Annotated in this window: 12 protein-coding genes; 3 read left to right on the top strand and 9 right to left on the bottom strand. The window is 69.4% G+C overall.

The window, feature by feature from the left end:
- Window positions 1-281 precede the first annotated feature (281 nt).
- Window positions 282-1,889 (top strand): amidohydrolase, encoded by a 1,608-nt coding sequence (locus L0H79_RS04535; RefSeq protein ID WP_301483362.1) that lies wholly within the window; start codon window positions 282-284, stop codon window positions 1,887-1,889.
- On the opposite strand, the gene L0H79_RS04540 is transcribed toward L0H79_RS04535, so the two are convergent.
- The 7 genes from L0H79_RS04540 to rplS all read right to left on the bottom strand — a co-directional run bounded on the left by L0H79_RS04540 (window position 1,848) and on the right by rplS (window position 6,434).
- Window positions 1,848-2,426: an RES domain-containing protein gene (locus tag L0H79_RS04540; RefSeq protein WP_301483363.1), complete on the bottom strand. Its 579-nt coding sequence runs from the start codon at window positions 2,424-2,426 to the stop codon at window positions 1,848-1,850. The genes L0H79_RS04535 and L0H79_RS04540 overlap by 42 nt on opposite strands.
- 1 nt (window position 2,427) lies before the next feature.
- Window positions 2,428-3,129, bottom strand: coding sequence for a hypothetical protein (locus L0H79_RS04545; protein WP_301483364.1), 702 nt, complete (start codon window positions 3,127-3,129; stop codon window positions 2,428-2,430).
- Between the two features lie 163 nt (window positions 3,130-3,292).
- Window positions 3,293-3,616, bottom strand: coding sequence for a DUF2469 domain-containing protein (locus tag L0H79_RS04550; RefSeq protein WP_301483365.1), 324 nt, complete (start codon window positions 3,614-3,616; stop codon window positions 3,293-3,295).
- A 7-nt stretch (window positions 3,617-3,623) separates the two neighbouring features.
- Complete coding sequence (locus L0H79_RS04555; RefSeq protein ID WP_301483366.1) at window positions 3,624-4,367, bottom strand: ribonuclease HII; 744 nt, start codon at window positions 4,365-4,367, stop codon at window positions 3,624-3,626.
- Window positions 4,368-4,373: 6 nt separating this feature from the next.
- Window positions 4,374-5,258 carry a signal peptidase I gene (gene lepB, locus L0H79_RS04560; RefSeq protein ID WP_301483376.1) on the bottom strand — a complete coding sequence of 295 codons (885 nt, stop codon included), beginning with the start codon at window positions 5,256-5,258 and terminating at the stop codon, window positions 4,374-4,376.
- Window positions 5,258-5,968, bottom strand: a complete 711-nt coding sequence (lepB, locus tag L0H79_RS04565) for a signal peptidase I (RefSeq protein ID WP_301483367.1) — start codon at window positions 5,966-5,968, stop codon at window positions 5,258-5,260. The genes lepB (L0H79_RS04560) and lepB (L0H79_RS04565) overlap by 1 nt, the downstream gene beginning before the upstream one ends.
- Before the next feature lie 88 nt (window positions 5,969-6,056).
- The gene (gene rplS / locus L0H79_RS04570; protein ID WP_301483368.1) at window positions 6,057-6,434 is read right to left on the bottom strand and encodes a 50S ribosomal protein L19; all 378 of its coding nucleotides are present in this window, start codon (window positions 6,432-6,434) and stop codon (window positions 6,057-6,059) included.
- Window positions 6,435-6,676: 242 nt separating this feature from the next.
- Between rplS and L0H79_RS04575 the strand changes: the two genes are divergently transcribed.
- Complete coding sequence (locus tag L0H79_RS04575; RefSeq protein WP_301483369.1) at window positions 6,677-7,435, top strand: ABC transporter permease; 759 nt, start codon at window positions 6,677-6,679, stop codon at window positions 7,433-7,435.
- On the opposite strand, the gene trmD is transcribed toward L0H79_RS04575, so the two are convergent.
- Together trmD and L0H79_RS04585 are read right to left on the bottom strand one after the other, a co-directional pair.
- Entirely contained in the window at window positions 7,421-8,551 is a 1,131-nt protein-coding gene (trmD, locus tag L0H79_RS04580; protein ID WP_301483370.1) for a tRNA (guanosine(37)-N1)-methyltransferase TrmD, read from the bottom strand. The genes L0H79_RS04575 and trmD overlap by 15 nt on opposite strands.
- A gap of 103 nt (window positions 8,552-8,654) precedes the next feature.
- Window positions 8,655-9,566 carry a LysR family transcriptional regulator gene (locus tag L0H79_RS04585; protein WP_301483371.1) on the bottom strand — a complete coding sequence of 304 codons (912 nt, stop codon included), beginning with the start codon at window positions 9,564-9,566 and terminating at the stop codon, window positions 8,655-8,657.
- A 114-nt stretch (window positions 9,567-9,680) separates the two neighbouring features.
- Between L0H79_RS04585 and L0H79_RS04590 the strand changes: the two genes are divergently transcribed.
- On the top strand, window positions 9,681-10,729 hold a 1,049-nt coding region (locus L0H79_RS04590; RefSeq protein WP_301483372.1), incomplete at its 3' end, for an MBL fold metallo-hydrolase.

The raw sequence follows: 10,729 nt of genomic DNA on the forward strand, positions 1-10,729 counted from the left end.
CACGCACGCCACGCTCAACGCGGGTGGATCGCTCGTCGGCAAGCTCAATGACAGACCACGGCCTGCACGTCGTCACCCAGAACGACGGTCAACAGGTGATAGTCACGAAGCTGCCGTCCTATCCGGACTGTTCGCGCTCCACGGGGCGGGCACGCGCAGCCGGGCCCGTGACTAGGCTACGAGACACCAACGAGGCGGTGGCTCTTCCGACCGTCGGCAAGGGACTCCCCCCAACACAGATTGCAGCGGCTGCGCCGTTCGAGGTGAAGGAGTTGTCACCGGTGAACCCGAAGGACAACAACCACGAGGGCGATCACCGGCCCGACCGGATCTTCACGGCACGGCGCATCGTCGCAATGGACGGCCACGAACCCGAGGCGTTCGCCGTCTCAGCGGGTCTCGTCACTGCCACCGGAGCCCTCGGTGACCTGCTCGCTCGGTTCCCCGGTGCGGAACAGATCGACCTGGACGGGGCGCTGGTCCTGCCCGGGTTCAACGACGCGCACTGCCACACCTCACAGGCCGCGCTGCAACGGGTCCGCGTCGATGTCTCCACGGCCCGGTCGGTGGCCGAGGTGCTTGCTCTGCTACGCGCCCGCGCCCGGCACACCCCGCCTGGCCAGTGGGTCGTCGGCCAAGGCCTGGACGAGCATGCCGTCGCCGGTGTGGTCGACCGGGCCGCGCTGGACCTGGTCAGCACCGAACACCCGATCCTGGTCATCCAGTACACCTTCCACCGCGCCGTGGTGAACACCACCGGCCTGCGCCTCCTGGGCTACGCGAGCGCAGGCGATGCCCCTGCCGGCGGCCAGCTGCCGACCGACCCCGCCGGACATCCGACCGGGTGGCTGTTCGAGCGGGCCTGGCTGGACCCGTGGCTGCCAGGTCGCGGCCCGCGCTCGATCGCGCCGGCCGGCGCGCTCGATGCCCAGCTGGCGGCGCTCGAGCAGGTCCACGCGGAGCTGCACTCCGTCGGGGTCACCTCCTACTGCGACGCCATCGTCACCCCGGTCGAAGAGCAGCTGTACCGGGCCGCGCTCGAACAGGGCCGGCTTCCCGCACGGGTCAACATGATGCTCTGGCACAGCTACCTGCCCGCGAACGGTCTGCCGGAGCATCCCGACGTACAGTTCCTGCGCTTCGCCGGGGTCAAGATGATGCTCGACGGCGCATTGTCCGGAGGCACCTGCCTGTGCAGCCAGCCGTACCCCAGCGCCACCGGGCTCGACAACGGGCTGCAGATCCTCGGCGACGACGAGTTCGGCACGCTCTTCCGTCGGGCGAGCGGTACGGGTGCGCGTGTCGCGGTCCACGCGAACGGCGACGCCGCGATCGCCAAGGTCATCGACCAGGTCGCGCAGCTGCCACCAAGCACGGTCGACCACCGCATCGAGCACTGCAGCCTCGTCACCCCCGAGCTGCTCCGGCGATGCCGGACGCACCGGATCACCCCGGTCCCCTTCGGGCCGTTCGTCCTGTTGTTCGGACAGCAGATCCTCGACTTCTACGGCCCCGAGCGCGCCCAGATGATCTGTGCCCACCGCGCCATGCTCGATGCGGGCCTGCCCGTCGCCGGGTCGTCCGACTACCCGATCGTGCCGATCCAGCCGCTGCTGGCGGTGCAGAGCATGGTCACCCGGACCACCCGGGACGGGCTCGCCGTCGGGACCAGCCAACGAGTCGAGCCACTCGAGGCGGTCTGGGTCTACACCGCAGGGTCCGCGCACGCCACCGCAGAGCAGTCCTTCAAGGGCCGACTGACCCCGGGACGTGCCGCAGACTTCATCGCCCTGAGCCAGGACATCACCACCGTCGACCCCGAACACATCGCCGACGTCGAGGTCACATCAACCTGGCTCGGCGGTGAATGCGTCTGGCAGCACACCTGACGGCCAGTACCATTCGTCGAACACGGACGTGCGCACCTTCCTCGGCATGGGACGGCCGACCTGGGCGAACCAGGCAAGCCCCTCACCCCTCGCCCCCGCCGCCGCGGACCTGCACGCGATGCCTAGCTCTCCATCGTCGAACGCCCCCTGGCCGACGGGTTGGCACTGGCAGTGAGGCAGGACCCCTCCGCTTGCATCGAGTGGATAGGTGGCCGGCAAGCCGAGGGCTGAGAGTCCCTCGTTGCTGACGGCGTCGAGGTAGTCATCGACAACGACATCGACGGACACCAGCACGGGAGCGGCCGCCGGATCCAGATCCTCGGGACCGTAGGGCAGGCCCACGAACAGCCGGTCCACGTTGGCGCGCGCCACCTCTATCGTTGCATTGAGGTAGAGGACGCCGAAGCGGCCAGGTGGGTTCCACCGGCCTCCGGCGCTCATGGAGTAGGCGACATCCAGTGGGTCCGCCCAGTCCGGATCCGCGACGCGGAGCATCTGCCCGCCGCGCGCTATCCGGCGCCGGCGTGTCCTGGCCACCTCAGGCGATCTGCGCGAAGTCGAACGACGCCCGGACCGAGGCAAGGAGCTCTTCGTGCCGATCGGCGGTGATCAAGTCGAGCATCGACAGCCCGCCGTACACCGCGGCCGGCCTTCGTGCGACACCGGGCAGCCGTCCCGGCTTCAACCGGTGGGCAAGCAGGTCCGCGATCGATACCACCACCGAGGCCTTGGCTCGACGGTCGCTCGGGATGTCGTCCTGCAGCCAGTCCGAGGCGGCTTGCCGAGAGACCCCGAACAGGCGGCCCAGCTCGGCCTTGTTCAGGCCGAACGACTCCGCGATCCGGGCCGCCATCGACTCCTGGCCTTGCAGCGCCGAGACGACCTGCCGGTAGAACCGTCGAGCACTCTGCGCGTCGACGGCAATGCCCGCCTCAGCTTCTTCCGGAGATTGAGTCGCACGCAGCGGGCTCAACGAGTGCCCGAGGATGCTGCGCAGCCGGGCAATGAGGTCGAGAGCGAGCCCGTCTCGGTCCCTGTACAGATGCACCCAGAAACTGAACGGTGCCTGCATCGCCTCCCAGTCGAGTGTCTCGGCGGTCAAGGGCGGGAGCTCCAGGCCCGGGCACTCGTGCGCCACATGGTCCAACAGCCGTGAGCGTGCGGCGAACCAGGCCCCGACATAGGCGGTGACGGCCCGTTCGTCGCCGCCGAGGACCTGATCGAGGTCGACCTCGATCAATGACCGGGTGATAGCCCGGTACGACTCGTCTTCACGAGGGTCCTGGGAGACGAGCAACCCGCACTTCCCATGTCGCTGAAGTTCCACGGCTCCAGTATTGCGCAACCAAATGTCAATCGCAACCAAATGTCAGGCCATCCAACCACCCAGGCGCCGGTCAGGCTCAGCTGCTGAAGTCACCCGACTCCGGCAGCTTGATGTCCGGCTTGGGCAGCTCCTCGATGTTGACGTCCTTGAACGTCACGACGCGCACGTTCTTGACGAACCGGGCCGGCCGGTAGATGTCCCAGACCCACGCATCGCTCATCGTGACGTCGAAGAACACATCTCCCCCGTCGGTGCGCACCTTCATGTCCACAGAGTTCGCGAGGTAGAAGCGGCGTTCGGTCTCGACGACGTGGGTGAACAGGCCGACGACGTCGCGATACTCCTTGTAGAGTTGCAGCTCCATCTCGGTCTCGTACTTCTCGAGATCTTCCGAACTCACCGGCCACTCACCCGACTGTCGTTCCCGTTGGGCCGCCCGGGATGGGCGCCTCTTGGTCATCATGCCCGACGCAGGGCAGCCGCCACGACCTCCGGTGCAGCTCGCAGGGCCCCAGGCGCGTCAATGCGTCGAGGTGCTCAGGTGCGCCATACCCCTTGTTCAGCTGCCAGCCGTATGCCGGGTGCCGGCCTCCCAGCGCCACCATCAGCTCGTCGCGTTCGACCTTTGCGAGCACGCTCGCGGCCGCTACCGACGAGCACTTCAGGTCGGCCTTGACCATGGTCGTGACCGGCGGGGTCGCCGGCCCAGTCGGTCCCGCGAAGGCCAGCAGCCCGACGTCGGTCGGGGCCGTGAGCCAGTCGTGGTTGCCGTCCAGGATGACGAGGTCGGGGACGAGCCCGAGTGCGGCGAGCGCCCGCAGCCCAGCGAGGCGGAGCGCAGCGATGATGCCCACTTCGTCGATCTCCTCCGGGCCGGCGTGGCCGACCGCATCGGTAACCGCCCACCGGTGGATGCGTGGGACGAGGCCCCGGCGGGCGCGCTCGGTCAGCAGCTTGGAGTCACGCACTCCCGTCGGTGCACTGCGGACGCACTCGTCGATGACGACGACGCCGACCGTGACCGGGCCGGCGAGTGCGCCCCGACCGACCTCGTCCATGCCGGCGAGCAGCCGGTGACCCTGGCGCTGGAGCTGCCGCTCGACGCGCAAGGAGGGCTTCTTCGACGGGCCGGGCCGCGCGGGGGGTGGCATGGCGGCTCAGGAGGCCTTTGCCGTGGTCTTGGCCGGTGCCGGCTTGGTCGTCTTGCCCTTCGCGGGAGTCCGGGGCAGGTCGGTCGGCGAGACGGCCGAGGGCGCGGGCACCTGCTCGAAGGTCCGGGCCGGCACCCCGAGCCACGTCACGTGGTCGATCGGCCACACGATGAACAGGGCCCGGCCGACGATCTTGGACATCGGGACCGAGCCGTCCTTGCCGCCCGAGTCGTCGTCGTGGAAGCGGGAGTCCGACGAGTCGGCGCGATGGTCGCCCATGACCCACACGCTGTCCGGCGGTACGACGATGTCGAACGGTTGGTCGCTGGGGTGGTCGCCCGGCTTGACGTACGGCTCGGTGATCGCGACCCCGTTGACCTTGATCTTGCCCTTGCCGTCTGCCTGGACATGGTCACCCGGCAGACCGATGACGCGCTTGATGAGGTGGTTCTCGGAGTCCTCCGGGAGCAGTCCGACGAAGACGAGCAGCTCGTGGAACGGACCGCCCAAGGTCGATTGTTGGGAGTACTGCGCCCCCTGCAGCCAGGGGCGAGGCTCGCCCGGGTCCTCGAAGACCACGACGTCGCCGCGACGCAGGTCGAACGGCCCCGGGGTGAGCTTGCTGACGATGACCCGGTCGTCCGGGACGAGCGTGTCCTCCATCGACCCGGACGGGATGTAGAACGCTTGGAAGAGCCACGTCTTGACGACGAAGGACAGCGCCATCGCGAGCACGACGACGATGACGATCTCGCGCAGGCCGGCGAGGATGGAGGCCCCGAAGCTGCGCTCGGCCGGCCAGTTCTCCTCCTCGACGGGCTCCTGGGAGTCGACGCCGGGACGGACCGGGGAACGGGCGTCCTCGTGGCGCTCGGGGTGCTGCGTCGACATCACTGGCCGTTTCGTGGGATCGCGGACAAGGGGACTGGCGTGAGGGTACCGACCCGGTCGGGCGGCCAGTATCGCACCCAGACCTGACCGATGACGTCCTCTCCGGGGATCATGCCGCCACCCGGCGCGCCCAGGTGGGAGCGAGAGTCGGCCGACACCGAACGGTGGTCGCCCATGACCCAGTACCGGTCCGCCGGCAAGGTCACATCGAACGTCGTCGTGCTCGGCGCATCACCCGGGTACAGGTACGGCTCGTCGACTGCGGCGCCGTTGACGGTGATCCGGCCGTGGACCGCGCAACAGCGGACGCGGTCGCCCGGCAGGCCGATGAGGCGTTTGACGTAGTCGGTGTCGGCCCCCTCGCCGACGACGCTGCCCACCGTGTCCATGACCCTGCGAAGCAGGCCCGGGGTGCCCTCGTCGAGGTGGAACGCGGCGGAGGCGTCGAAGACGATGACGTCGCCTCGCTCCAGGTCCTGCGGCGAGGCGAGCCGGCTCACGAGGATGCGGTCGCCGACCTGCAGGGTCGGCTCCATCGAACCGGTCGGGATCGCGTACGGGGAGATGAGGAAGGCCCGCACGAGAATGATCGCGATCAGGACGATGGCCGGCACGACGAGCCAGCGCAGCCTCCTGTCGCGACGACTGCCGCCGCGCGGGTCCCTGCTCGGCCCCGACCCGTCGTCGAGCGGAGGAAGGGTCGACGGCACGGTGGGTGCCTCGTACCTGCCCGGTCCGGGCCCCGTCGAGGGGCCAGGGGTCGCCCCGCCGCGCCGTTCGGAGGTCACCGAGCCGCTGTCACTGGGACTTGCTGGCAGCCTTGGCCGGCACGTTCTCGCGCTTCTCCTTGATCTTGGCGGCCTTGCCCCGCAGCCCACGCAGGTAGTACAGCTTCGCCCGGCGGACGTCGCCCCGGGTGACGACCTCGATCTTGTCGATGATCGGGGTATGCAGGGGGAAGGTCCGCTCCACCCCGACCCCGAAGGAGACCTTGCGGACCGTGAAGGTCTCGCCGACCCCGCCGCCGTGGCGACGGATGACGACGCCCTGGAAGACCTGGACACGCGAGCGCGTGCCCTCGATGACCTTGACGTGGACCTTGACGGTGTCGCCGGCGCGGAACGCTGGCACGTCGTCACGCATCGACGCGGCGCTGAGCTCGTCGAACTGGTGCATGGCTGCTTCGCTTTCTCACGGTGCCACAGGTCACCGAGGGATCATCTGCATCGATGCGTCCGTCGGGCCGCGTCGACCCGGTCGGTGACCGGGCCGCACTCCCCCCGTGGCAGGGGCCGTCGAGTCCAGACGCAAGGAGCAATTCTGCCAGAGCCGACGCCCCCGCCGAAATCGCCGGGTGACAGCTGACGAGATGAGCGTCGCGGCCGTCGCAAACCCACCGTGCGGCATACGGTGTGGTCGTGACGATCAACCCGGGGTGGCCGGTCTATGTCGCCTTGGTCGTCCTGCTCGCCGGGACGGTCGCCGCGAACCGAGCCGCGCGTCTGGGCCTCGGGCGCGACGCAGTCGTCGCGGGGCTGCGCGCAGTCATCCAGCTGACCGTCGCCGCCGCGATCATCACGCTCGTCGTGCGCTCGATCTGGTGGTCGGTCGCGGCCCTGATGGGGATGTTCGTCATGGCGGTCATGACGACGTGCAGGCGGGTCGAGGCTCGACACGCCTGGCCGTGGGCGGCCGCCGCCATGGCGTGCGGCATCGCGCCGGTGTTGGCCATCCTGCTCGCGACGCGGACGATCCCGATCGAGGGCATCGCGCTGATCCCGGTCGTGGGCATCGTCCTCGGGAACACGATGACAGTTCACACCCTCGTCGGACGACGATCCTTCGCGGCTCTCCGGGAAGAGCGGGACCAGTACGAGGCATGCCTCTCGCTCGGCATGCTGCCGCATCAGGCCATCGACGAGATCATCGCGCGACGGGTGCCCGAGGGACTCCTGCCCAGCCTGGACCAGGTCCGCACGTCGGGGCTGGTGACGCTTCCGGGCGCCTTCATCGGGGTCATGCTCGGCGGCGGGAGCGCCGTTCAGGCGGCGACCGCCCAGGTGCTCGTCCTGTTCGCGATCATGGCCACGCAGGCCATCACGGCGGGGGTGCAGGCGCGCCTCATCCGCGCGCGGCGTCTCGTGCCGACCGATCTCGCGGCGTCACTCGTGTCGTGAGCACCGTTTGACCCAGTGGCCGCCGCCCAGCCGGTACCCGGCCTGTCGGTACGTCCGGGCGCGCACCGCCGAGGCGCGGGGAGAGTCCACGACAAGCTGACGTATGCCGCTCACCGCGGTCTGCTGGGCAACATCCAGCAGGCGCCGGGCGAGGTCGTCGCCGTCCAGATCAGGCACGAGCGCCGGGGCCGCCAGCCACAGGGTGTCCCCTCGGGCCTCGACCCGGATCGCGCCGAGGAGCCGTCCGGCCCGGCGCGCGAGCCACGTGGTGCTGCTCGAGAGGCCTTCCCGGAGGGACTCCATCGTCGTGGGGGTACCTGCCGCATACAGCAGCGTGAGCAGCTCGGGCAGGTCGCCGGCTGTTGCGACCCGGACATCGACGTCGGCGCCGGCCGACGAGGCGTGGAGCAGGTCGGGCCGCCGGTCCGCGGTCCGGGCAAGCCGCTGGCGGTGCCGCCAGTCGGCGATGGCGGCGTGGTCGCCCGAGAGCAGGACCTCGGGCACCACCCGGCCCCGCCAGTGCCGTGGCTTGGTGTAGAGGGGATACTCGAGCAGCCCGTCCTGGTGGGACTCCTCGACGAGCGAGGCCGCATTGCCGATCACGCCGGGGACGAGTCGGGCGAGCGCCTCGACGATCGCGAGCACGGCGACCTCGCCGCCGTTGACGACGTAGTCGCCCAGGCTCACGACCGTGACCTCGAGACCGAGATCCTCCTGCGCGAACTCGTAGACTCGTTCGTCGATCCCCTCGTAGCGCCCGCAGGCGAAGGCGAGCCACGGCTCGGCGGCGAGCTCACGAGCCATCGCCTGCGTGAACGGGACCCCGCCGGGCCCTGGGACGAGCAGGCGCGGCCGAGCCGAGGCGGCCGAGCCACGTTGCCCGACAACGTGTTCCAGGGCCCGCGCCCACGGCTCGGGCTGCATCACCATCCCGGCGCCGCCACCGTAGGGCGTGTCGTCGACGGTCCGGTGCCGGTCGTGGGTGAAGTCGCGCAGGTCGTGAACGCGCACGTCGATCAACCCGTCCGAGCGGGCCTTGCCGATCAGCGAGAGGTCGAGGGGCGCGAGGTACGCGGGAAAGATCGACACGACATCGATCTGCAGGACCGCAGGCATGGCGGGCATTGTGTCACTGGGTGCGGGCCCGGGGAGAGGCGAACCCATGCAGATCCCAGCCTGACAGGCGCCACGCGTGGGCCGGCAGGCCTGTGCGCAGCCGTCACCCGAACGACGCTTGCAGCTCCTCGGACCCGAGCAGACGCACCAACGCCTGCAACCGGGCCGTGGGACGAGTCCCGTGCGGGGTCGCGAGCACGACGTCGTTGTGAGCGATCGAGTCGGTGACGCGGACGTAGGCAACCCTGCCACCGTCGAACGTCTCCGCGCTGGCCGGCTTGCCACTGAACACCGAGTAGCCGAGGTTGCGAGCCACCATCGATCGCACCGTCTCCGGGTTGGAGAAGGTCCACCCGTGCCGCGGCCGCACGTGCGCCTCCTCCACGAGGAGCTCGATCACGCCATGGGAACCCTCCGGGTTGACCTGGATCAGGGGTTCGTCGGCGAGCTCGCGCAGGGACACCCCGTCGCGGCGGGCGAGGGGATGATCAGCGGCGAGTACGGCGTAGGGGACGATCGTGCGGAGCGTCCGCGCGTCGAGGTCGCGCTCGAGCTGACGACGATAGACCAGACATGCGTCGATCTCGCCACGCAGGAGCATGGCCTGCACGTCGGCGGCCAGCCCGTCGAACAGGTCCAGGTCGACGAGCGGGTGCTGCTGCCTGAAGGCCTGCGCGAGCGCGGGCAGCACTCGCGGCGAGAGCGCGTGCGTGCACCCGACCCGCAGCGGTCCGGCGACCTCGTCGAGCTCGGTCTCAGCGAGCACCTCGAGCTCTGTCACGTCATCGAGGATTCTGCGAGCGATGGCGAGGACCAGCTCGCCGCTGCGCGTGAGCGTGACGCCCTTGGCTGTGCGGCGTACGAGCAGCTGCAGTCGCAGACCCCGCTCCAGCTCGCTCAGCCCTGTCGAGACCGCAGCCTGAGATGCGGAGCAACGTCTGGCCGCGGCGGTGACCGTCCCAGTCTCGGCAGCTGCCAGGAAGTACTCGAGCTGACGAAGCGTCACACCGATCATCGGTACAGCCTATCCCTTGGATCAAATACTTCGGCTTTTCAGAAGAAGGAGATTCGGTCATGCTCGATGACAGCGCCACATCGAATCGACTTCAACCGAACAGGAAGGACCGACATGTCACAGGCACCACACGTCGTGACCCTCGGGACGGCCGGCGGACCCCGCTGGTGGACACCGATCACCGCGAGCTCCCGCTTCGGGATCGCGACCGCCGTCGTCGTCGGCGACCGCACCTACCTCGTCGACGCAGGCCTCGGTGCCGGACGGCAGCTGACCCGGGCCGGGCTGACGATGGACAGCCTGGGTGGCATCTTCCTGACCCATCTGCACTCCGACCACACGACCGACCTGGCCAACCTGGCGTTGTTCGGTATGTTCGACATCTCCCCCGACAAGGCGCCGGTCCCGATCATCGGCCCGGGTGACCGGGGCATGCTCCCACCCATCTCACCGCGAGCCGTCAGCGGCCCCAACCCGGTCGCCCCGCACCGGCCGACACCCGGCACCACGGACCTCTTCCGGCTACTGATGGAGGCCCACGCCACCGACCTCAACGATCGCGTCCTCGACGCCTTGCGGCCCTCACCATTCGAGCTCTTCGAGGCAGCCGACATCACGATCCCGGACGGGATCGGCTACCACCCGAACGAGAGCCCGACGCCGGCCATGGCGCCGTTCCGTGTGTTCGAGGACGACCGGGTCCGCGTCGACGCGATCCTCGTCGAACACCCGCCGATCGCACCCGCTTTCGGGTTCCGGTTCACCACGGACGAGGGTTCGGTCGCGATCTCCGGCGACACCGCCAAGACGGAGAACATGGTGCGTCTGGCCGAGGACGTCGACCTGCTGCTGCACGAGGCGATCAGCTTCGAGTGGGTCGAGGACCTCTACGGAGCCCGGACGGACAAGGCCGCTCGAGCATCGCGCGACCACCACTACAAGTCACACACCAGCGTCGAGGGCGCCATCGCCATCGCGACCCAGGCAGGAGCCCGGCGCCTCGCGTTGCACCATCTCGTCCCCGGGCACCTCGACACCGCGTCATGGGAGCGGGCTCTCGCGGACAGCACCATCGACGCCGTCGTACCGGCAGACCTCGACTGCCTCGAGCTTGCCCCTTCCGCACCGCGGCTCCCCGCCGACCGATACTCCCTGGATCACCC

Source organism: Intrasporangium sp. (assembly GCF_030452765.1).
GTDB lineage: Bacteria > Actinomycetota > Actinomycetes > Actinomycetales > Dermatophilaceae > Intrasporangium_A.